Source organism: Paracoccus sp. TRP, assembly GCF_000185925.1.
GTDB classification, from domain to species: Bacteria; Pseudomonadota; Alphaproteobacteria; order Rhodobacterales; family Rhodobacteraceae; genus Paracoccus; species Paracoccus kondratievae.
In genome coordinates this window covers 1-23,007 of sequence record NZ_AEPN01000042.1, presented here as the reverse complement: position 1 = coordinate 23,007, position 23,007 = coordinate 1, and the positions used below count along the sequence as shown (strand labels likewise).

The following is a 23,007-nucleotide window of genomic DNA, read 5'->3' as shown; positions in this document are numbered from 1 at the left end:
TTCGTACGTTCAAACTTTGCCTTTGCCATGAGAATGGCTCCTTGTGTTGACGGTGCGTGCAAGCACGCACCCTACGGGGTTGGTAGGGTGCGTGGTCGCCCACGCACCGCCGGGATTACGCGTATTTCTTTTGGATCTCGTCCGAGATGTTCTGCGGCACGGCCTCGTAATGGTCGAACTGCATCGTGAACACCGCACGGCCCGAGGACATCGAACGCAGGTTGTTGATGTAGCCGAACATGTTGGCGAGCGGCACGAAAGCGTCGATGACGTTCGCGTTGCCGCGGCTGTCCTGGCCACGCACCATGCCCCGACGGCTGGTCAGGTCGCCGATGATCGAACCGGTGTATTCTTCCGGCGTGACGACCTCGACGCGCATGATCGGCTCGAGCAGCTTAGCACCCGCCTTCTTCAGACCGTCGCGCATCGCAGCACGGGCAGCGATTTCAAAGGCCAGAACCGACGAGTCGACGTCGTGGAAGGCACCATCAATCAGCGCAACCTTGAAGTCGATCACCGGGAAGCCGGCCAGCGGACCCGAATCCATCACCGATTTGATGCCTTTCTCGACACCGGGGATGTATTCCTTCGGAACCGCACCACCAACGATGCGGGATTCGAACGAATAGCCCTCGCCCGGCTCGGTCGGTTCGATCACCAGCTTCACGCGCGCGAACTGGCCGGTACCACCGGTCTGTTTCTTGTGCGTGTAGTCGATCTCGGCCGCCTGCGAAATGGTCTCGCGATAGGCCACCTGCGGAGCACCGATGTTCGCCTCGACCTTGAACTCGCGCTTCATGCGGTCGACCAGGATGTCGAGGTGAAGTTCGCCCATGCCCTTCATGATGGTCTGCCCCGATTCCAGATCGGTTTCAACGCGGAAGGACGGGTCCTCGGCAGCCAGACGCTGAAGGGCAAGGCCCATCTTTTCCTGGTCGGCTTTGGACTTCGGCTCGACGGCAATTTCGATCACCGGCTCGGGGAAGGTCATGGTTTCCAGAACCACCGGTTTGTTCGGATCGCACAGCGTGTCACCCGTGGTGGTTTCTTTCAGACCTGCCAGAGCGATGATGTCACCGGCATAGGCTTCTTCGATCTCTTCGCGGTTGATCGAATGCATCAGCATCATACGGCCGACGCGCTCGCGCTTACCTTTGGTCGAGTTCAGCATCTGGTCGCCCTTCTTGAGCTGGCCAGAGTAGATGCGGGTAAAGGTGAGCGAACCAACGAAGGGGTCGTTCATGATCTTGAACGCCAGAGCCGAGAAGGGCTCGCTGTCAGCAGCGTGACGCTCAATATTGCGGGTCTCGGTCTCGTCGCCCGGGGCGAAGCCGACATAGGCCGGAACGTCGGTCGGTGCGGGCAGGAAGTCCACAACCGCGTTCAGCAGCGGCTGAACACCTTTGTTCTTGAAGGCCGAGCCAGCCATGACCGGGAAGAACGACAGCGACAGCGTGCCCTTACGGATCAGCTTGCGCAGCGTTTCCTCGTCAGGCTCATTGCCTTCGAGATAGGCTTCCATCGCCTCGTCGTCCTGTTCGACGGCGAGTTCGATCATCTTGCCGCGCCATTCTTCGGCGACGTCCTGAAGCTCTTCACGGATGGGCTGACGGATCCACGAGGCACCAAGGTCCTCGCCTTTCCACACCCATTCTTCCATCTTGATCAGATCGACGATGCCTTCCAGCTTGTCCTCGGCGCCGATCGGCAGGGCGATCGGGCACGGGGTGCCACCGGTGCGGTCCTTGATCATGGCGACGCACTTGAAGAAGTCGGCGCCGATCTTGTCCATCTTGTTGACGAAAACGATCCGCGGAACCTTGTACCGGTCGGCCTGACGCCACACCGTTTCGGTCTGCGGCTCAACGCCGGCGTTACCGTCCAGAAGACAGATCGCGCCGTCCAGAACGGCCAGCGAACGCTCGACCTCGATGGTAAAGTCAACGTGGCCGGGGGTGTCGATGATGTTAAAGCGGCAACGCTCTTTCTCATCGATATTGTAGTCCGGATCCTCGTGACGCTGCCAGAAAGTCGTGGTCGCGGCCGAGGTGATGGTGATGCCGCGCTCGGCCTCCTGCTCCATCCAGTCCATGGTGGACGCACCTTCGTGCGTCTCACCCATTTTGTGGTTTTTGCCGGTGTAGAACAGGATGCGCTCGGTCGTCGTGGTCTTGCCCGCATCAATGTGGGCCATGATCCCGAAGTTCCGGTAGCGCTCCAGCGGATATTCGCGTGCCATTAAGGGCCTTCCTTCCGGTTACCAGCGGTAATGGCTGAACGCCTTGTTGGCGTCGGCCATCTTGTGCGTGTCTTCACGCTTCTTGACGGCGGTACCGCGGCCGTTGACGGCATCGGCAAGCTCACCGGCAAGGCGCTCTTCCATGGTGTGTTCGTTGCGGTTCTTGGCCGCAGCGATCAGCCAGCGGATGGCGAGAGCTTCACGACGGGTCGGGCGCACCTCGACCGGAACCTGGTAGGTCGCACCACCGACGCGGCGCGAACGCACTTCGACCGAAGGCTTCACGTTGTCCAGCGCCTCGTGGAAGACTTCCACCGGCTCGCGCTTCAGTTTGGCCTGAACACGGTCCAGAGCGTTGTAAACGATGCGTTCGGCAACCGATTTCTTGCCGTCCACCATCAGGTTGTTCATGAATTTCGTGAGAACGCGATCACCGTATTTGGCGTCGGGCAACACTTCGCGCTTTTCAGCGGCATGACGACGAGACATGTGCGGATCTCCTTACTTCGGACGCTTGGCGCCGTATTTCGAACGACGCTGGCGACGGTCCTTGACGCCCTGGGTATCCAGTACGCCGCGCAGGATGTGGTAACGCACACCCGGAAGGTCTTTTACCCGGCCGCCGCGGATCAGCACGACGCTGTGCTCTTGCAGGTTGTGCTTTTCACCCGGGATGTAGGAGATAACCTCGAAACCATTGGTCAGACGCACTTTGGCGACTTTCCGCATGGCCGAGTTCGGCTTTTTCGGCGTCGTGGTATAGACGCGCGTGCACACGCCACGCTTTTGCGGGCAGGATTGGAGGTGCTGCGATTTGGATCGCTGCACTTTGGGCTGCCGCGGTTTGCGGATCAGCTGTTGGATCGTCGGCATTCGGTTCCCCGTCTTGCTTTCGTCAATACTCGCAGCCACCGGCTGCGCCACTTCTCGACGGCGAATCACGCCCATCGTGAAACGCCACAGCCCATCCTATCCCCTAGTGAGGCAGGACGGGTTGATTACCAGAGGATCGGGGCGTTTTGGCCCGGATCATGACCACAGAGGTTCTGGGCCCCGATCAGATTCCTGACGGGTGAGCGGCGTATATGGGCAAACCGGGGACGAGTCAACAACCCTGCCCCACTCTTCACCCCGCCAAGAGCCGCTCCGTACCATCCCGCAGGGCCGCAAGGTCGATGCGGAACCGCTCTGCCAGAACCGGCTCAAAACTCTCGGGCTGCACAGGGGTCCTGTAGCCCGGCCCGACAGCGCCCGAGTCATTGTCGTGATGCAAAAGCCGCACATACATCGGTCGGCTCGCCAGCGCCACGCCAGGCATCAACGCGCCCACCTGCCAATGCGGATAATGAACAACGCAGCGCTCGGCATCCGGTGGCAGATAGACGGTCAATGCCGCACTGGCGTGGTGGGTGATACGCAGTTCGGTCGTAATGCCCTTGGGCTTTACCCGCAGCACCACGCCGCGCGTATAATCGCAAAACAGCCTGCGCTTGCGTTCCCACAGCTGCCGCATATCAGCAAAGTCACGCCGCGCATGACGGATATAGTCGACGGCCACCGCATCATCGTCGTCTTGACGGAAGTGGCCAACGACATCGGCACCCGGTTCGATATGGGGTGCGACAGCCGCCATGCAGGCATCCAGATGCGACTCCATCGGCGGGATCAGGGCCAACCTGAACTGCGGCACAGTCCCAGCCAGTTCGCGCAGATTGGACAGCCACGGGTCGGGCAGGTCCGGCCCGGTCATCAGCACAAGGGTAAAATCCGGATCCGTTTGCACGAGCAGACTGGGCAAAGTGACATGTTCAAACCAGAACCAGCGGCGTGCCAGCCGTTGGGGATCGTAAAGATAGGCCCGTCGTTCTTCCAAGCTGTCAGGAGCGGTCTGGAAACCGCGGCCGCCCAGATAGGAAAAGCGGCACAGGCCCAGCATCTGTATTCGCATCAATCCCTGCCTTGCAGTTTTCCCTCGCGCAGGATGGTGTAGATCCCCGCGCCCACGACCAGAGCTGAGCCTGCCCAGGTCCAGATATCGGGCCATTCGCCAAAGACTGCCAGCCCCAGCAGCACGGCCCAGACCAGCGAACTGTAACGGAACGGCGCGACGAAGGAAATCTCTCCTACCCGCATGGTCGCGACAGCTGTGATATAGCCGACGCTTAGAAACAACGCAGCTAGCACCAAAAGCGCAAATTCACCCGTCGTCGGAAACCGCCAGCTTTCCCCGGCGCTAAGCAACAGACCGGACAGCGCCACCGCAAGAGCGGCGTGAAACGCAACTGTCGATGAGCCCACCCCCACCGAGAACAGCCGCGTCGTCATGTCCCGCAATACGATCAGCAGCATCGCCACCAATGCCACACCCGACCAAAGGTCAAAGGCCCCCGTCCCCGGGCGCAGGATCAGCAGCACTCCGCAAAAACCGATGGTGATGGCAAGCATCCGCCTCCACCCCAGCCTTTCGCGGAAAAACAATGCAGCCGCCAGAGTGATCGCCAAAGGCAGCGCCTGCATGATGGCCGAGATATCGGCCAGCGCCATCTGCCGCAGCGCCAGCAGATAAAGCACCGTCGAGGCAACATCCGCCGCTGTGCGCAGGATCAGCGGTGCCATATCGCCGCGGGGCACCCGCAGGCGCACCCCGCCTTGTGCCCGCGCCAGAAACACCAGCAGCAGCACAACCCCTCCGCGAAGGGCGATCGCCTGATAAAGCGGCAGGCTTTGGGTGACGGCCTTCATCACCGTGTCGTTACAGATGAAAGCAGCAGTGCTGAGCATCATCAGCAATGAGCCGCGCAGATTATCCGCCCCTCCGCCCGGTAAAACGGACGAGGGCGGCAGAACCGGCGGCGTTGCAGCGGGGGGCAGATCAGGCCTTAGCATAGCGGTCCGATACACAAGATGGCTGCCCCCGATCATCTACCAGAGCGTGATCAGTGACCAGCCAAGGCTCAGCTTTACCTCATCCACCAGCTCGACAATCGGGATGAAGGAAAGAAAGACGAATGCGTCAAACAGGTTGCGCCGCAGCGTCGCCGTATCGAACTGCGCTGTGGGACCGGTCCGGAACAGGGTCGGATCGGGCAGGAAAAAGGGCGTGCGCGCCGCATAGGCGTCATATTCGGGACCAAAGCTTTCGGACAGAAAATCCGCCTCGCGCCGGGCGGTGACCCACAGGATCGCGCCCACTGTGCCCCCGATCAGCAGCGCCAGGCTGATTGCGCCAAACATCAGTCCGATCCCCGTCGCCGCCACGGTCGAAAAGAAGTAAAGCGGATTTCGGGTCATCGAATAGGGTCCATCCTGCATGACGACCCGGTTCTTGGCCCCGCCGACATAGAGGATTGACCAGAACCGCCCCAGCACCCCCGCCAGCAAAAGCAGGATGCCAAAGGCTTCGATAGTCTCATGCCCAAAGCCCTGCAATTTCAGGGCCGGGTTGATGACAAAAACGGCTGGTATCAGAGCCAGCGCCGACAGGCGGAGGATGTTGATACGGATCTTCTGATTGACCGCTGCGCGCATGACCTCTCCTGCGAACTGATCAGATGGTGGCTCGCCCCTAATATCGTTATCCGCCGCCCGCAATTCACGCAATCGAGACCTGCAAGTGTGCGACCGGGACAGAGAAACGAAAAGGCCCGGCATTTCTGCCGGGCCTTTCCTTCAGATCATGATCTGGATCACTCTTCGCCGCCCGCCTCGACCGGGGCGCTTTCTTCCGGCGCGATCAGCGCAGCGGCAGCTTCGGCCTCGGCGCGGCGCGTCTCGATCACCTCATGGTCGCGATCCGAGGCGATCCGGCGCACGCGGGCCGTCGCTCCACCGGTACCGGCCGGGATCAGCCGGCCCACGATCACGTTCTCTTTCAGGCCAACCAGCTTGTCGCGCTTGCCCTGAACGGCAGCCTCGGTCAGCACGCGCGTCGTTTCCTGGAACGAGGCGGCCGAGATAAAGCTGCGGGTCTGCAGGCTGGCCTTGGTGATGCCCAGCAGCACCGGCTCGCCCGTGGCCGGACGGCCACCCTTGGCTTCGATCTTGGCGTTCTCTTCCTCGAACTCGTCGCGGTCGACATGCTCGCCCTTCAGCAGCGTGGTATCGCCACTGTCGATGATCTCGATCTTCTGCAGCATCTGGCGAACAATCACTTCGATGTGCTTGTCGTTGATCTTCACGCCCTGCAGTCGATAGACGTCCTGCACCTCGTCGATCAGGTAATCGGCAAGGGCCTCGATACCGAGGATGCGCAGGATGTCATGCGGCGCCGGGTTGCCGTCCATGATATAGTCACCCTTCTGCACGAAGTCGCCTTCCTGCACCGGGATGTGCTTGCCTTTCGGCACCATGTACTCGACCGGCTCCAGACCTTCCTGGGCGGGCTCGATAGCGATGCGGCGCTTGTTCTTGTAGTCCTTGCCAAAGCGCACATAGCCGTCGATTTCGGCAATGATCGCGTGATCCTTGGGACGACGGGCCTCGAACAATTCCGCCACGCGGGGCAGACCCCCGGTGATGTCCTTGGTCTTGGCACCCTCGCGCGGGATACGCGCCACCACGTCACCGGCCCGGATCTCCTGCCCGTCCTCGACCGAGAGGATGGCGTCGACCGACATCGGATAGGTGACCGGGTTACCCTGTTCGTTACGAACCGGTTCGCCGTTCTGGTCGACAATGATGATCTCGGGCTTCAGCTCGTTGCCACGCGGGGCCGAGCGCCAGTCGGTTACGATCTTCTGGGTCATGCCGGTGGCATCGTCGGTCTCGTCGCGCACCGAAAGGCCGCTGACCAGATCGACATATTTCGCCACACCCGCCTTCTCGGCGATGATCGGCAGGGTATAGGGGTCCCATTCGAACATCTTCTGACCGCGGGTCACCGGCTCGCCTTCACGCACGAACAGCTTCGAGCCGTAGAACAGCTTGTGGCTGGTCAGCGTGTCGCCCTGGGCGCTGCGGATGTGCAGCTGCATGTTGCGGCTCATCACGATCAGCTCGCCATTGGCGTTTTCCAGCGTGCTTTCGTTTTCGAAAGCAACCGTGCCCTCTTGCGCCGCAGCGATAAAGGACTGCTGGCCACCCTGAGCGATACCGCCGATGTGGAAGGTCCGCATGGTCAGCTGCGTGCCCGGCTCGCCGATCGACTGGGCGGCGATAATACCCACCGCCTCGCCGATGTTGACAAGCGTACCGCGCGCGAGGTCGCGGCCATAGCAGAGCGCGCAAACGCCGTCGTCCGACTCGCAGGTCAGGGCCGAACGGATGCGGACGGACTGGACGCCCGCCGTTTCGATCTCATCGGCCTTGCGCTCATCGATCAGCTCGTTCTTGCGAACGATGACCACGTCTTCGCCCGGGACCAGAACGTCCTCAGCCGCGACACGGCCCAGAACGCGCTCGGACAGCGGGCTGACAACCTCACCGTCATTGACCGCTGCCGAAGCGGTGATCGAACGCTCGGTGCCGCAGTCATGTTCGCGGATGATGCAGTCCTGCGCCACGTCGACCAGACGGCGGGTCAGGTAACCCGAGTTCGCCGTCTTGAGCGCCGTGTCAGACAGACCCTTCCGCGCACCGTGGGTCGAGTTGAAGTACTCAAGAACGGTCAGACCTTCCTTAAAGTTCGAAATGATCGGCGTCTCGATGATCTCGCCGTTCGGCTTGGCCATCAGGCCGCGCATGCCGCCCAGCTGTTTCATCTGGCTGACCGAACCCCGGGCGCCCGAATGCGCCATCATGTAGACCGAGTTCGGCTCTTGTTCAGCGCCTTTCTCGTCCTTCTTGACAGCCGAGATGGTCTTCATCATCGCATCGGTGACGCGGTCGTTACACTTCGACCAGGCATCGACGACCTTGTTGTATTTCTCACCCTGGGTGATGAGGCCGTCCAGATACTGCTGTTCGAACTGCTTGACCTGGTCCTGCGTCTCTTCGACCAGCTCCCACTTGTTCGGCGGGATGACCATGTCGTCCTTGCCAAACGAGATACCGGCGCGGAACGCCTCGCGGAAGCCAAGCGCCATGATCTGGTCACAGAAGATCACCGATTCCTTCTGACCGCAGTAGCGATAGACGGTGTCGATGACGTTCTGGATGTCCTTCTTGCGCAGCAGACGGTTCACCAGCTCGAACGGAGCCTTGGCGTTGCGCGGCAGCAAGGCACCCAGACGGACGCGGCCCGGCGTGGTCTCAAAGCGCCTGATGACCTCGTTGCCGTTCTCGTCGATCTGCGGCAGGCGGGCGGTGATGCGGGAATGCAAATGCACCACGCCGGCGGCCAGCGCGTGTTCGACCTCTTCGAGGCTGGCAAAGGCCATGCCCTCGCCCTTCATGCCCTCGCGCTCCATGGTCGTGTAGTAAAGACCCAGAACCATGTCCTGCGACGGCACGATGATCGGCGCGCCGTTCGCAGGCGACAGCACGTTGTTCGTGGACATCATCAGGACGCGGGCTTCAAGCTGCGCCTCAAGCGACAGCGGCACGTGCACGGCCATCTGGTCGCCGTCGAAGTCGGCGTTGAAGGCCGAGCAGACCAGCGGGTGCAGCTGGATCGCCTTGCCTTCGATCAGGATCGGCTCGAATGCCTGGATGCCCAGACGGTGCAGCGTCGGCGCCCGGTTCAGCAGGACCGGGTGTTCGCGGATCACCTCGTCAAGGATATCCCAGACCTCGGGACGTTCTTTCTCGACCAGTTTCTTGGCCTGTTTGACGGTGCTCGACAGACCTTTGGCTTCAAGGCGCGAGTAGATGAAGGGCTTGAACAGCTCAAGCGCCATCTTCTTGGGCAGGCCGCATTGGTGCAGCTTGAGCTCGGGACCGGTCACGATGACCGAACGGCCCGAAAAGTCCACGCGCTTGCCGAGCAGGTTCTGACGGAACCGGCCCTGCTTACCCTTGAGCATATCAGACAGCGACTTCAGCGGACGCTTGTTGTTGCCGGTGATGACACGGCCACGGCGGCCGTTGTCAAACAGTGCGTCGACCGATTCCTGCAACATCCGCTTTTCGTTACGCACGATGATGTCGGGCGCGCGCAGCTCGATCAGCCGCTTCAGACGGTTGTTACGGTTGATAACCCGACGATAAAGGTCGTTCAGGTCCGAGGTCGCAAAGCGGCCGCCATCCAGCGGCACCAGCGGGCGCAGTTCCGGCGGGATGACCGGGATCACGGTCATGACCATCCATTCCGGACGGTTGCCCGATTCCAGGAAGGACTCGACGATCTTCAGCCGTTTGATGATCTTTTTCGGCTTCAGTTCACCGGTGGCCTCTTTCAGCTCTTCGCGCAGCTGTTCGGCGGTCGCGGCAAGGTCGATATTGGCCAGCATGGTGCGGATCGCCTCGGCGCCGATATCGGCGGTAAAGGCGTCGGCGCCATATTGGTCCTGCGCGTCCAGATATTCCTCTTCGGTCAGCAGCTGGGCATAGCTCAGCTCGGTCAGACCGGGTTCGATCACGACGTAGTTTTCGAAATAGAGGATACGCTCAAGATCGCGCAGCGTCATGTCCAGCATCAGGCCGATGCGCGAAGGCAGCGACTTGAGGAACCAGATATGGGCGACCGGCGCGGCCAGCTCGATATGGCCCATACGCTCGCGCCGGACCTTTTGCAGCGTGACCTCGACGCCGCATTTCTCGCAGACGAGGCCGCGATATTTCATGCGCTTGTATTTGCCGCAAAGGCATTCGTAGTCTTTGATCGGACCGAAAATACGGGCGCAGAACAGGCCGTCACGTTCGGGTTTGAACGTACGATAGTTGATGGTTTCGGGCTTTTTCACCTCACCATAGGACCAGGCGAGGATTTCCTCGGGCGAGGCCAGCGAGATGCGAATTTCATCGAACTGCCGCGGCGAGGCCAGCGGGTTCAGCGGATTGGTGGCAAGTTCCTGGTTCATTTCCAAATCCTATTCAGGGGCGCGGACTGCGGGAGGGGACCTGCGGGGCGCGCACTATGGCGCACCCCGCGCGGTGATCCGTTACTCCTCGTCCTCCGCATCCAGGAGTTCCATGTTGAGGCCCAGACCCCGGACCTCCTTGACCAGAACGTTGAACGACTCCGGCACGCCGGCCTCGAAATTGTCCTCGCCCTTGACGATGCTCTCATAGACCTTGGTCCGGCCCGCCACGTCGTCCGACTTGACGGTCAGCATCTCTTGCAGGGTGTAGGCGGCGCCGTAGGCTTCCAGAGCCCAGACCTCCATCTCACCCAGACGCTGGCCACCGAACTGGGCCTTGCCGCCCAGCGGCTGCTGGGTGACGAGGCTGTACGGCCCGGTCGAACGTGCGTGCATCTTGTCATCGACAAGGTGGTGCAGCTTCAGGACGTATTTCATCCCCACGGTGACCGGACGCGCGAACTGCTCGCCGGTGCGGCCGTCAAAGACGATGGACTGACCCGAGGTGTCGAAACCAGCGCGACGCAGAGCGTCATTCACATCGGCCTCTTTCGCGCCGTCGAAGACGGGCGTCGCGATGGGAACGCCGCCGCGCACCGCGTCGGCATGCTCAAGCAGGGTCGCGTCATCCATGCCTTCGAAGGTCTCGGCATAGAAGTCGTCGCCATAGCCATTGCGCATCGCATCGCGCACCGGGGTCATGTCGCCATTGCGGCGATAGTCCTGCAGCGCCTCGTCGATCTTGATGCCCAGACCGCGCGAAGCCCAGCCCATGTGGGTTTCAAGGATCTGCCCGACGTTCATCCGCGAAGGCACGCCCAGCGGGTTCAGCACCAGGTCAACCGGGGTACCGTCAGCAAGGAAGGGCATGTCCTCGATCGGAACGACCTTCGAAACGACACCCTTGTTGCCGTGACGACCGGCCATCTTGTCGCCCGCTTGCAGCTTGCGCTTCACAGCGACAAAGACCTTGACCATCTTCATCACGCCCGGAGGCAGATCGTCGCCCTGACGGACCTTTTCGACCTTGTCGTCGAAACGGTTGTCAAGCGCGCGTTTCTGCGCGTCGAATTGCTGGTTCAGCGCCTCGACTTCCTTGGCGGTGCTTTCGTCGGCGACAGCAAGCTGCCACCACTGGCCGCGGCTCAGCTGACCCAGCAGATCCTCGTCCACGACAGCCCCGGCGCGGATGCCTTTCGGCCCCTTGACGACTTCCTTGCCCATGATGAGCGTCTTGAGACGCGCGTAGATGTTGCGTTCAAGGATCGCAAGCTCGTCGTCCCGGTCACGGGCCAGACGCTCGACCTCTTCACGCTCGATCTGCAACGCACGCTCGTCCTTGTCGACGCCGTGACGGTTAAAGACCCGGACCTCGACCACGGTGCCATAGGCGCCCGGCGGCAGACGCAGCGACGTGTCGCGCACGTCGGACGCCTTTTCACCAAAGATGGCGCGCAGAAGCTTTTCTTCCGGCGTCATCGGGCTTTCGCCCTTGGGCGTGATCTTGCCAACCAGAATGTCGCCCGGGCCGACCTCGGCGCCGATATAGACGATGCCAGCCTCATCAAGGTTGCGCAGCGCCTCTTCACCGACGTTCGGGATGTCGCGGGTGATCTCTTCCGGGCCCAGCTTGGTATCGCGGGCCGCAACCTCGTATTCATCGATATGGATCGAGGTGAACACGTCGTCGCGGTGAATCCGCTCAGAGATCAGGATCGAGTCCTCGTAGTTGTAGCCGTTCCAGGGCATGAAGGCCACGACCACGTTCCGGCCGATCGCCAGTTCCCCCTGATCGGTCGAGGGACCGTCAGCGATGACCTGACCCTTGACGACCTTTTCTCCCACCTTGACCAGCGGGCGCTGGTTGATGGTCGAGGACTGGTTCGAACGTTTGAACTTGCGCAGACGATAAATGTCCACGCCAGCGTCACCGGCGCCCAGATCTTCGGTCGCACGGATAACGATACGCTGGGCATCGACCTGGTCGATGATCCCGCCGCGACGCGCCATGATCGCCGCACCCGAATCGCGGGCGACCGTCGCCTCCATGCCGGTGCCGACAAAGGGCGCTTCTGCCCGCAGCAACGGCACAGCCTGACGCTGCATGTTCGACCCCATCAGCGCGCGGTTGGCGTCGTCGTTTTCCAGGAACGGGATCAGCGCGGCAGCGACCGAAACCAGCTGCTTGGGCGAAACGTCGATCAGATCGACCGCATCGACGGGGTTCAGCATGAAGTCGCCGCCCTGACGGGTCGAGACCAGCTCTTGCACGAAGCGCCCGTTCTCATCCAGTTCGGCATTGGCCTGGGCGATGGTATGGCGCATCTCTTCGGTGGCCGACATATAGACCACGTCATCAGTGACCGTGCCATCGACCACCCGACGATAGGGGGTTTCGATGAAGCCGTATTTGTTCACACGGGCAAAGGTCGCGAGGCTGTTGATCAGACCGATGTTCTGACCTTCCGGCGTCTCGATCGGGCACATCCGGCCGTAATGGGTCGGGTGAACGTCGCGCACCTCAAAGCCCGCACGCTCACGGGTCAGACCGCCCGGGCCAAGCGCCGAAAGACGGCGTTTGTGCGTCACTTCTGACAGCGGGTTGGTCTGGTCCATGAACTGCGACAGCTGCGACGAGCCAAAGAACTCGCGCACTGCAGCAGCAGCAGGTTTGGCGTTGATCAGGTCCTGCGGCATGACGGTGTCGATCTCGACGCCCGACATACGCTCACGGATTGCACGCTCCATGCGCAGCAGACCGATGCGATATTGGTTTTCCATCAGCTCGCCGACCGAGCGCACCCGGCGGTTGCCGAGGTGGTCGATATCGTCGATCTCGCCCTTGCCATCACGCAGTTCGACAAGGCCACGGATACAGGCGATGATGTCTTCCTTGCGCAGGGTGCGCTGAGTGTCCGGCGCATCAAGATCAAGGCGCATGTTCATCTTGACCCGGCCAACGGCCGAGAGGTCATAACGCTCGCCATCAAAGAACAGGCTGCCGAACAGCGTCGAGGCGGCCTCGACGGTCGGCGGCTCACCCGGACGCATGACGCGATAGATATCCATCAGCGCCTGCTCGCGGTTCATGTTCTTGTCCGCAGCCATGGTGTTGCGGATGTAAGGACCAACGTTGACATGGTCGATGTCGAGGACCGGGATATCCTCGATGCCATTGTCCAGCAGCACCTTCAGCAGGCCGCCCGAAATCTCGCCGTCGCGATCATATTCGACGGTGATCTCGTCCCCGGCTTCGGCGTAGATCAGACCAGTCTGTTCGTTGATGATGTCCTTGGCAACAAAGCGGCCAATGATTTTATCGAACGGCAGCAGCAGGTTGATATCGCCCTGCTCGACCAACTGCTTGACCAGACGCGGCGTCACCTTGTCGCCGGCCTTGGTGATGACCTCGCCCGACTCGGCATTCACAAGATCAAAGCTCGGCCGGGTGCCGCGCACACGCTCGGGGAAGAACCTCGTGACCCAGCCAGCATCCTGCCCCTTGCCGGCGCGCTGCAGTCGATAATGGACGGTGTTGTAGAACGCGTCCATGATGCCTTCCTGATCCATGCCGAGCGCATAGAGCAGCGTCGTCACCGGCAGTTTCCGGCGGCGGTCGATACGCGCAAAGACCAGGTCCTTGGCGTCAAACTCAAAGTCCAGCCACGAGCCGCGATAGGGAATGATGCGGCAGGCGAACAGCAGTTTGCCCGAGGAATGGGTCTTGCCACGGTCATGGTCAAAGAACACGCCCGGCGAGCGGTGCATCTGCGACACCACGACCCGTTCGGTCCCGTTCACGATGAACGTACCGTTCTGAGTCATGAGCGGCATATCGCCCATATAGACGTCCTGCTCTTTGATGTCCTTGACCGATTTGGCACCGGTGGCCTCGTCGACATCAAATACGATCAGACGCAGCGTCACCTTTAGCGGCGCGGCATAGGTCATGTCGCGGCTTTGGCACTCATCCACGTCGTATTTGGGCTTTTCCAGCTCGTATTTCACGAATTCGAGCGTCGCGGTCTCATTAAAGTCCCGGATCGGGAACACCGACTGGAAAACACCCTGCAGCCCTTCGCCATCCCGGTGGCTGTCGCTCTCGCCGGAATTCAGGAACAGGTCATAAGAAGATTTCTGAACCTCAATGAGGTTCGGCATCTCCAGAACTTCGCGGATATTGCCATAGTAACGCCGGATGCGTTTCTGGCCGACATAAGCTTGCGCCATAGAGGGTCTAACCTTTCGTCTTTCGCTTGCGCAGGCCGTCGGGGCCCGGACTGCACAAGGCGGCGAATGAGGGCGGGGTTCAATTCGTGCCGTGCGTCCCACCGCACGACTCCCGAACCCCGAACATGCCCTGAGGGAAGGTCTGTTGCGAAACCGCCCTTCAAGACAGGTTCGGCAGGGACCGGAAAACCCCGGACCCTGCCCGTTTTCTTGCAGTCAACTGGCCGCAAGGGCCAATTACTTCAGCTCGACCTTGGCACCAGCCGCTTCGAGCTTCTTCTTCATTTCTTCGGCGTCGGCTTTCGAGGCACCCTCTTTCACCTTGCCACCAGCTTCGACCAGGTCTTTGGCTTCTTTCAGGCCCAGACCGGTGATGCCGCGCACTTCTTTGATCACGTTGATCTTGTTGGCGCCGGCGTCGACCAGGACGACGTCGAATTCGGTTTTCTCTTCGGCAGCGCCGCCGGCGTCACCACCAGCAGCCGGGCCGGCAACCATGACAGCGCCGCCAGCAGCCGGCTCAATGCCGTATTCTTCTTTCAGGATGTTTTTCAGTTCCTGGGCTTCCAGCAGGGTCAGGCCCACGATTTCTTCGGCGAGTTTTTTCAGGTCAGCCATTTTTCCGTTCTTTCATTAAGTGTTCCAACGTCGGGGTTTCAACCCCACGACGGAATTGGGATTGCCTCAGGCGGCCTCGCGCTCTTCCAGAGTCTTGAGGATGCCCGCGATGTTGCTGGCAGGTGCGCCAATCGCGCCCGCGATGTTGGATGCCGGGGCACCGATGCAAGCCACGATCGAAGCGATAAGCTCCTCGCGCGACGGCATCTGGGCCACAGCCTTCACACCGGCCGGGTCAAGCGCCGTGTCACCCATGGCGCCGCCAAGAATCACGAACTTGTCGTTACCCTTGGCGAATTTGTCCGCGACCTTGGCAGCAGCCACCGGGTCCTCGGAAAAGGCGAGCACGGTCATACCCGTCAGATAGTCGGCGATGCTTGCGCAAGGCTTTCCATCCAGGGCGATCTTGGCGAGCCTGTTCTTGGCAACGCGGACGGACCCGCCAGCTTCGCGCATTTGCGCGCGCAGGTCCTGCATTTCGGCAACCGTCATTCCCTCGTAGCGGGCAACCACCACGACGCCAGAGGCTTCAAAGATCTGGCCGAGTTCCTCGACCACCTGTTCTTTTTGCGCTCTATCCACGGTTTCACTCCAAGTTGGGGGTTTCCCCCCGGCTCTCATTTTCCCAGCGCCGCAAGCGGCACCGGGGCGGGTCCGTGACGGTCCCAAGATCACCCGGGGCGGGGCCCGGAAAATGGTCTTGATCCCATCTCAGGAAGGACGATTAAGCCGGTTTCCCGGCACCCTCCGTCTCGGACAGGACGAGGCATCGCTGCCTCGCCATCCGCCGGCCCCCGTAAAGAACGCCGGCGAAATTCTTGCCGCTTATTCGGCGGCGGTCGAAGTCAGGTCCAGCGACACGCCCGGACCCATGGTCGAGCTGATCGAGACCTTCTTCACATAGGTGCCTTTCGCGCCCGAGGGCTTGGCCTTGTTCACCGCATCCACAAAGGCGCGGATGTTCTGGGCCAGCTTCTCGACTTCGAACGAGGCTTTGCCGACGCCAGCGTGGACAACGCCCGCTTTCTCGGCCTTGAATTGAACCTCACCACCTTTGGCAGCGTCGACAGCAGCTTTCACGTCCATCGTCACCGTGCCGACTTTGGGGTTCGGCATCAGGTTGCGCGGGCCAAGGATTTTGCCAAGACGGCCAACCAGCGGCATCATGTCCGGAGTGGCGATGCAGCGGTCGAACTCGATCTTGCCCGACTGGATGGTTTCCATCAGGTCCTCAGCGCCAACGATATCGGCACCAGCGGCACGGGCTTCGTCAGCCTTGGGGCCACGAGCAAAGACGGCAACGCGCACGTCCTTGCCGGTGCCGTTCGGCAGGGTGACGACACCACGGACCATCTGGTCGGCGTGGCGCGGGTCAACGCCCAGATTCATCGCGATCTCGACGGTTTCGTCAAATTTCGCGGTGGCGTTGTCCTTGACCAGCTTGACAGCTTCCTCGACCGAAAGGTTCGATTTGCCATCAAAGGCGGCGCGGGCAGCGGCTTGCTTTTTCGAAAGTTTAGCCATGGCTTAGCCTTTCACCTCGATGCCGATCGAACGCGCCGAGCCCAGGATGATTTGCATCGCGGCCTCGACGTCGTTGGCGGACAGGTCCTTCATCTTCGCTTCGGCGATCTCGCGGATCTGCTTGACAGTCACGGTGCCAGCGACCTGACGACCGGGCTTTTCCGAGCCCTTGGCGCGGTTGCGCTTGCCCTGCGGCTTAAGACCGGCAGCCTTCTTGAGCAGGAACGACGCGGGCGGCGTCTTGGTCTCGAAGGTAAAGGATTTATCGGCGTAGTAGGTGATCACGACCGGAACAGGGATGCCCTGCTCCATCTCCTGCGTGCGGGCGTTGAACGCCTTGCAGAATTCCATGATGTTGATGCCGCGCTGACCCAGAGCCGGGCCGACGGGCGGGGACGGGTTCGCCTGACCCGCCTTGATTTGCAGCTTTAGGCTGCCGACAACTTTCTTGGCCATCTGGCCCTCTCCTTATCATCACGCCCCGCCCGGTATGAGCTTTGGGGCCGACTTAGCGGTGCGGCTCACGCCTCCCGCAGATGATCACGCGGTTTTGGCGACCTGCGTGAATTCCAGTTCGACCGGGGTGGGACGGCCAAAGATCGAAACGGTCACTTTGACACGATTCGCGACCTCGTCCACTTCCTCGACCATGCCCGAGAAGCCTTCGAACGGCCCGTCGGTCACATTCACTTTTTCACCCACGTCAAAGCGGATCAGGTTACGCGGCGCGACTTCGGCCCCGCCCTCGCCCGTGCGATTCAAGATCGCATTCACCTCGTCGTCGCGCATGGGCATCGGCTTGCCGTGCGCGCCAAGGAAACCGGTGACGCGGTTGATCGAGTTGACCAGATGATAGGTCTGATCCGTCAGCTCCATCCGCACCAGAACATAGCCGGGCATGAAACGGCGCTCGGAGGTGACTTTCTTGCCCCGGCGAATCTCGATCACTTCCTCGGTCGGGACCAGCACTTCTTCGATCTGGTCCTGCAAACCCTTTTCAGTCACCGCCTGACGAATCGCCTCGGCGACCTTCTTTTCAAAGTTTGACAGGACGCTGACCGAATACCAACGCTTTGCCATGTCTCGATCGACCCCTGTTTCCTTCCGGGCGGACCAAGGCCAACCCATTGAATTCCTTTACCGCCCCGGCCGGACTGGGCGCAAATCATGCTAGCGCCGGCCAAATCGAAATCGGCGCGCACGACCGAATCGATGCACGCCGCGTTAAGGGCAGGTCGGGCGGACATACCGCCCCCTGCCGCTCAATGCAAGCCCTCAGCTACCGATCAGGTTGATGACGCTCGACAGACCAGTCTTGATCAACAGGTCCACGAGGAAGAAAAACACCGACGCCAACGTCGCCATGATGAAAACCATGATCGTGGTCGTCACCACCTCGCGGCGGGTGGGCCAGGCGATCTTGCCAAGCTCGCTGCGGACCTGGCTGATGAACTGGACGGGGTTGGCCATGGATTTCCCTTCGGTCTTGCAGCGGGTCAGATAGCCTGTGCCGAGCCGCTTTTCAAGCGCCGGTTTCATACCCCATCTCCGGCTGCGACCGGATGTCCCTGACAGCTTGGCCAGCCGCGCAGGCTGACGGGTACGAATCAGCACAAGGCATAGCCTTGCCCACTATCCGGCGCTGTCTTTGATTGCTGCGGTGCCTGTCCAGTCAAGGTGACTGGCAGGGGCAGAGGGACTCGAACCCCCGACCCTCGGTTTTGGAGACCGATGCTCTACCAACTGAGCTATACCCCTAGGCCGCGCTGCTGATTACGGCAGCTGCAAGGCCGGTTCAAGAGGTAAGATCACTCTGCCTCAAGAAACCCGCCCGATTGCCGCGCCCAAAGCCCCGCATAGATGCCGCCATGTGCCAGCAGCTCCTCATGAGTGCCCTGCTCGACGATGCGGCCCCGCTCCATCACCACCAGCCGGTCCATACGGGCAATGGTGGAAAGCCGGTGCGCAATCGCGATCACGGTCTTGCCCTGCATCAGCATGTCGAGCTGCGACTGAATCGCCGCCTCTACCTCGCTGTCCAGCGCCGAAGTCGCCTCGTCCAGAACCAGAATCGGCGCATCCTTCAAAAGCACCCGCGCGATAGCGACCCGCTGGCGCTGACCGCCGGACAGTTTGACCCCGCGTTCACCCACATGCGCCTCTAGCCCCCGCCTGCCCTGCGAATCGGTCAGGCTGAAGATAAAGTCCGCCTCGGCGAGTTCGATAGCACGCCGGATCTCGGCCTCAGAAGCATCGGGGCGACCATACGAGATGTTGTCACGGATCGACCGGTGCAAAAGCGAGGTGTCCTGCGTGACCACCCCGATGGCGGCGCGCAGTGATTCCTGCGTCACCTGCGAGACGTCCTGACCATCGATCAGGATACGCCCCGTCTCAAGATCGTGGAAACGCAGCAGCAGGTTCACCAGCGTCGATTTCCCCGCCCCCGAGCGACCGACCAGGCCAATACGCTCACCCGGCGCGATGGTCAGGCTAAGATCATCAAGCACCGCGCCGCGACCCTGGCTGGCCTGTTCGCCATAGCGGAAGGTGACCTTGCTGAATTCGACCTGTCCTTCGGGCACAGAAAGCGGCCGGGCGCCCCTGGCGTCCGTCACCATGCGTGGCAGCGACAAAGAGCCGATCCCGTCGCGAACCGTACCGATGTTTTCGAACAGCATCGCGAACTCCCACATGATCCAGTGCGACATATTGCCAAGCCGCAGCGCCAGCGGGATAGCAACCGCCACCGCGCCGACGTCGATCTTGCCATGCGTCCACAGCCACAGCCCCAGCGCCGTGACCGCAAAGGTCAGCAGAGAGTTCAGGGTCGAGATCAGGATGTTCTGGATCGAGGCCAGCCGCATCTGCACATGAACCGTGCCGAGAAAGCCGTCCATGCTTTCGCGAACGTAAGCCTCTTCCCGCGATGAATGCGAGAACAGCTTGACGGTCGAGATGTTGGTGTAGCTGTCCACCACCCGGCCGGTCATCACCGCGCGGGCATCGGCCTGCGCCTCGCTGATCCGGCCGATGCGCGGAATCAGCCACCACAGCAGCAGACCGTAAAGTACGGCCCAGGCGACAAAGGGCAGCGCCAGCCAGCAGTCGGTCGATGCCGCCAGCAGCAGCGCACCGATGAAATAGACGCAGACATAGGTCAGCACGTCCATGAACTTCATCGCCACTTCGCGCACAGCCAGCGCGGTCTGCATCAGCTTGGTGGCAATGCGGCCGGCAAACTCATCCTGAAAATAACTCATCGACTGGCGCAGCAGATAGCGATGCGCCTGCCAGCGGATGCGCTGGGGAAAGTTGCCCATCAGCGTCTGGTGCATCAACAGCGAAAACAGCACCTGCAGCACCGGCAGACCGATCACCAGCAGCACGCCCATCAGGATCAGGCGACTGCCCTCGGTCGACCAAAAGTTCTGGCGGTCTGCCTCGGCCAGCAGGTTCACCAGTTCGCCCATATAGCCAAAAAGGATCACCTCGGCGATCGCGATCAGTGCCGAACAGGCCGCCATGGCCAGCATGAAGCCTTTGGCACCGCGCGAAAAATGCAGGATGAACCGCCACAAACCCTGCGGCGGCATCTGCGGCGGATCAGCCGGATAGGGATCAAGCCGGCGCTCGAACCAGCCAAACATCTTGAACCTCATTCTCATTGGTCCGGGCCGCGGCCCGGTTCGTTCCGTCAAACCGCCTCAGGCGGCCAGTCTTTCAAGCGCCGCGACATCGGCCCGCGCCAATGCGGCGGTGGCACGCGCAATCCGCGCCGGTGGCCACAGCCACCATTGCAGCGCCAGCAGCCGCGCAACAGTGGCATCGTCAAAGCGCATCCTTATGACACGAGCCGGGTTGCCCGCGACCACGGCGTAATCCGGCACCACACCACCTGCCACCGCACCGGCGCCGATGATGACACCGCTACCGATCCGGGCACCGGGCAGAATGGTGGCACCGTCGCCGATCCAGACATCATGGCCGATCACCGTATCAGGCAGGCCGCTGATCTGGTCGATGTAATCGCCCACCCGTGCGTGATCAAAGATCGCAAAGGGATAGGTCGATACGCCGGCCATCGGATGGTTGGCCGGGGCGGTGATGATCCGCACCCGGTCGGCAATCTGGCAAAACCGCCCGATGACCAGCCGCTCGGGCGCGCCCGCACAGGTATAAGGTGCCAACCGCACCGCCCAGTCATCTGGCGGCTCAAAGCTGCTGGCATAGGTGAAATCGCCGATCTCGATATTCGGATGGTCGATCACCTGGTTCAGATACACCAGACCCCGGTTCACAGAACCGTCTGGAAAGCGCATAGGGTGGGGCAAAGCCGCCTCAAGGAAGTCAGCAGTCATGGGAATCCTCGTCAATCCGTCCGTGAAAGGTCAGATGTGCGAGCTGTCCATGACACCGTTCTCCTCTGTTGCGGCTGCTACTTTAGACGGATTTTCCGGGTGAGGCAACGTGATTGACAGCGCCCTTTCCGGCAACCGAATTCCCCGCCCTGCCAGGGAGGGACGAAAGTCAAAGATGCCGCGTTTCCGGCGCGGGGTCCCACCACGCATCATGCGCACCGTCGGCATAAAAGACCGGCGCCGCGATCAGCTCAGCCTCGGACAGATCGTCAAGGGCGTTGATGCACACCATGCGGAACTGCCCGCCAATCTCGGCAATGTTACCCTCGGTCCATAGCCGAGTGCCGCAGCGCGAGCAAAATAGGTGGTGCATATCCGCCCCATCCTGCTGACGGCGCGGGGTCTCGGCCAGGGCATCAGCGCCTTGCAAGACACGGAACCGTTCGGGATCGGGCAGACGCATCTCCCAGTAGCGCATCTTGCGGCAAAAGCTGCAATTGCAGCGCATGGTGCCCTGGGACAGATCTCCCTCGGCCTCAAACCGGACCGCGCCGCAGAAACAAGAGCCATGATACAGGGTCATGCGGGCGCTCCGTGATGGACGGCCTCGATATTGTTTCCGTCGGGGTCAAGAATAAAGGCTCCGCAATAGCTGGCGTGATATTCCGGCCGTAGCCCCGGCGCGCCATTATCGCGTCCACCTGCGGCCAGCGCGGCGGCGTGAAATGCGTCCACCATCGCGCGGTCAGAGGCGGCAAAGGCGATATGCACCCCCGCCGGCACCGACCGGCCGGTGCCGATCCGGAAAAAGGGGTTACCATCGCGGCCATAGCCCAGATGGGCACCATGACCGCCGGTCATTTCCTCGGTCACCTCCATCATCAGCTTAATGCCCAAAGGTGCCAGCGCCCGGTCGTAAAAGGCGCGCGGGCGGGCCAGATCCGAGACGGGAAATCCAATATGATCAATCATGCGAAATCTCCTTTCCCGGCCAGAATGGACCCGGACTGCTGACAGACCGTGTCAGGAGAGCTTTTCGCCGAAAAACTCCAGTGTCCGCTGCCAGGCAAGCTCGGCCGCCTGTTTGTCATAGCGCGGCGTGGTGTCGTTATGAAAACCGTGCTGGGTACCGGGATAGAAATGGGCCTGATATTCCTTGCCATGCTTTTTCAGCGCGGCCTCATAATCGGGCCAGCCGGCGTTCACCCGCTCATCATTCTCGGCGTAATGCAGCAGCAGCGGGGCGCGGATCTGCGGCACCTCTTCGGGCCGGGGCTGGCGGCCATAGAAGGGGACCGAGGCGGCAAGATCGGCGTAAGCTACCGCCAGCGCATTGCAGACCCCGCCACCATAGCAAAAGCCCACCGCGCCCACCTTGCCGGTCGAGTCGGCGTGGTCGCGCAGGAATTCATAGGCGGCAAAGAAATCCTCCATCAGCCTGGCCGGATCCATGCCGGCCTGCATCTCGCGGCCCTGATCATCATTCCCGGGATACCCGCCCCGAGAGCTGAGCCCGTCAGGACCAAAGGCCAGATAGCCCGCCTTGCCCAGACGGCGCACCACATCCGCGATATAGGGATTCAGGCCACGGTTCTCATGTACCACCAGCACGGCGGACAGGCTGCCCTGCGCCTCGGCAGGGCGGGCCATCAGCCCGCTGATGCGCCCATGACCCTGCGGGCTGTCGTAACTCACAGTCTCGGTCCGGATGGCGGGGTCGTCGGGCGGAACCTGCTGAGCCAGCGCATAGTTCGGGCGCAGCGCCTCAAAGATCGCGACAGCGCTCATCCCGGCGGTGGCGAATTGCGCTGCCTGTACCATGAAATCGCGCTTGGTGATTCGGCCGTGCACGTAGCCGTCAAAAATCTCAAGAATGCGGGGGTGAAAATCCGCAGCCTTCCTGCGTTCGGTCATGATCGTACCCTCCTCTGAGGGGGAAAGGCTAACATGACACAGCCTTACTGACGCGAAAAACTCGCGTGAGCCGGTAAAGCCCGGGGCGTCCAAAAGAAAAAAGGCCACCCCTTTCGGAGCGGCCTTCCTGTCGCGATATCCGTTGAAAGATCAGCCGACGCCTGTGGCGCGCGGGGGCATTACGCCCCCACGACGCTTATTTAATGATTTTGGAGACGACGCC

Annotated in this window: 19 protein-coding genes and 1 tRNA gene; all 20 read right to left on the bottom strand. The window is 61.4% G+C overall.

Annotated elements, in window-relative coordinates:
• Nucleotides 1-115 precede the first annotated feature (115 nt).
• Entirely contained in the window at nucleotides 116-2,239 is a 2,124-nt protein-coding gene (fusA, locus tag PARACOCCUSGL_RS0116685; protein ID WP_010399035.1) for an elongation factor G, read from the bottom strand.
• Nucleotides 2,240-2,257: 18 nt separating this feature from the next.
• Complete coding sequence (rpsG, locus tag PARACOCCUSGL_RS0116680) at nucleotides 2,258-2,728, bottom strand: 30S ribosomal protein S7 (RefSeq protein ID WP_010399032.1); 471 nt, start codon at nucleotides 2,726-2,728, stop codon at nucleotides 2,258-2,260.
• Nucleotides 2,729-2,740: 12 nt separating this feature from the next.
• Entirely contained in the window at nucleotides 2,741-3,112 is a 372-nt protein-coding gene (gene rpsL, locus PARACOCCUSGL_RS0116675; RefSeq protein ID WP_010399029.1) for a 30S ribosomal protein S12, read from the bottom strand.
• Between the two features lie 253 nt (nucleotides 3,113-3,365).
• Nucleotides 3,366-4,187 carry a putative rhamnosyl transferase gene (locus PARACOCCUSGL_RS20785; protein WP_050804212.1) on the bottom strand — a complete coding sequence of 274 codons (822 nt, stop codon included), beginning with the start codon at nucleotides 4,185-4,187 and terminating at the stop codon, nucleotides 3,366-3,368.
• Nucleotides 4,187-5,125: a DMT family transporter gene (locus PARACOCCUSGL_RS0116665; protein WP_029372518.1), complete on the bottom strand. Its 939-nt coding sequence runs from the start codon at nucleotides 5,123-5,125 to the stop codon at nucleotides 4,187-4,189. The genes PARACOCCUSGL_RS20785 and PARACOCCUSGL_RS0116665 overlap by 1 nt, the downstream gene beginning before the upstream one ends.
• Nucleotides 5,126-5,161: 36 nt before the next feature.
• The gene (locus PARACOCCUSGL_RS0116660) at nucleotides 5,162-5,767 is read right to left on the bottom strand and encodes an isoprenylcysteine carboxylmethyltransferase family protein (protein ID WP_010399008.1); all 606 of its coding nucleotides are present in this window, start codon (nucleotides 5,765-5,767) and stop codon (nucleotides 5,162-5,164) included.
• Nucleotides 5,768-5,925: 158 nt separating this feature from the next.
• Nucleotides 5,926-10,137 carry a DNA-directed RNA polymerase subunit beta' gene (gene rpoC / locus PARACOCCUSGL_RS0116655; protein ID WP_010399006.1) on the bottom strand — a complete coding sequence of 1,404 codons (4,212 nt, stop codon included), beginning with the start codon at nucleotides 10,135-10,137 and terminating at the stop codon, nucleotides 5,926-5,928.
• Between the two features lie 81 nt (nucleotides 10,138-10,218).
• Complete coding sequence (rpoB, locus tag PARACOCCUSGL_RS0116650; RefSeq protein ID WP_010399004.1) at nucleotides 10,219-14,367, bottom strand: DNA-directed RNA polymerase subunit beta; 4,149 nt, start codon at nucleotides 14,365-14,367, stop codon at nucleotides 10,219-10,221.
• 237 nt (nucleotides 14,368-14,604) lie between these two features.
• On the bottom strand, nucleotides 14,605-14,985 hold the full coding sequence (gene rplL / locus PARACOCCUSGL_RS0116645; protein ID WP_010399001.1) for a 50S ribosomal protein L7/L12: 381 nt from the start codon (nucleotides 14,983-14,985) through the stop codon (nucleotides 14,605-14,607).
• Nucleotides 14,986-15,051: 66 nt separating this feature from the next.
• On the bottom strand, nucleotides 15,052-15,567 hold the full coding sequence (gene rplJ / locus PARACOCCUSGL_RS0116640) for a 50S ribosomal protein L10 (protein ID WP_010398998.1): 516 nt from the start codon (nucleotides 15,565-15,567) through the stop codon (nucleotides 15,052-15,054).
• Between the two features lie 243 nt (nucleotides 15,568-15,810).
• Nucleotides 15,811-16,509 carry a 50S ribosomal protein L1 gene (gene rplA / locus PARACOCCUSGL_RS0116635; protein ID WP_010398994.1) on the bottom strand — a complete coding sequence of 233 codons (699 nt, stop codon included), beginning with the start codon at nucleotides 16,507-16,509 and terminating at the stop codon, nucleotides 15,811-15,813.
• 3 nt (nucleotides 16,510-16,512) lie between these two features.
• Nucleotides 16,513-16,965, bottom strand: coding sequence for a 50S ribosomal protein L11 (rplK, locus tag PARACOCCUSGL_RS0116630; RefSeq protein ID WP_010398993.1), 453 nt, complete (start codon nucleotides 16,963-16,965; stop codon nucleotides 16,513-16,515).
• Nucleotides 16,966-17,049: 84 nt separating this feature from the next.
• Nucleotides 17,050-17,589, bottom strand: a complete 540-nt coding sequence (gene nusG / locus PARACOCCUSGL_RS0116625) for a transcription termination/antitermination protein NusG (RefSeq protein WP_010398990.1) — start codon at nucleotides 17,587-17,589, stop codon at nucleotides 17,050-17,052.
• Between the two features lie 195 nt (nucleotides 17,590-17,784).
• Nucleotides 17,785-18,048 (bottom strand): preprotein translocase subunit SecE, encoded by a 264-nt coding sequence (gene secE, locus PARACOCCUSGL_RS0116620; protein ID WP_010398988.1) that lies wholly within the window; start codon nucleotides 18,046-18,048, stop codon nucleotides 17,785-17,787.
• Nucleotides 18,049-18,191: 143 nt separating this feature from the next.
• Nucleotides 18,192-18,267: transfer RNA gene (locus PARACOCCUSGL_RS0116615), tRNA-Trp, on the bottom strand.
• Nucleotides 18,268-18,317: 50 nt separating this feature from the next.
• Nucleotides 18,318-20,159 carry an ABC transporter ATP-binding protein gene (locus PARACOCCUSGL_RS0116610; RefSeq protein ID WP_010398986.1) on the bottom strand — a complete coding sequence of 614 codons (1,842 nt, stop codon included), beginning with the start codon at nucleotides 20,157-20,159 and terminating at the stop codon, nucleotides 18,318-18,320.
• Between the two features lie 57 nt (nucleotides 20,160-20,216).
• Complete coding sequence (locus PARACOCCUSGL_RS0116605) at nucleotides 20,217-20,870, bottom strand: CatB-related O-acetyltransferase (protein ID WP_010398984.1); 654 nt, start codon at nucleotides 20,868-20,870, stop codon at nucleotides 20,217-20,219.
• Between the two features lie 169 nt (nucleotides 20,871-21,039).
• Nucleotides 21,040-21,453 (bottom strand): GFA family protein, encoded by a 414-nt coding sequence (locus PARACOCCUSGL_RS0116600; protein WP_010398982.1) that lies wholly within the window; start codon nucleotides 21,451-21,453, stop codon nucleotides 21,040-21,042.
• Nucleotides 21,450-21,842: a VOC family protein gene (locus PARACOCCUSGL_RS0116595; RefSeq protein WP_010398979.1), complete on the bottom strand. Its 393-nt coding sequence runs from the start codon at nucleotides 21,840-21,842 to the stop codon at nucleotides 21,450-21,452. The genes PARACOCCUSGL_RS0116600 and PARACOCCUSGL_RS0116595 overlap by 4 nt, the downstream gene beginning before the upstream one ends.
• A 51-nt stretch (nucleotides 21,843-21,893) precedes the next feature.
• The gene (gene yghX / locus PARACOCCUSGL_RS0116590; RefSeq protein ID WP_010398978.1) at nucleotides 21,894-22,784 is read right to left on the bottom strand and encodes a YghX family hydrolase; all 891 of its coding nucleotides are present in this window, start codon (nucleotides 22,782-22,784) and stop codon (nucleotides 21,894-21,896) included.
• Nucleotides 22,785-23,007: the final 223 nt, after the last annotated feature.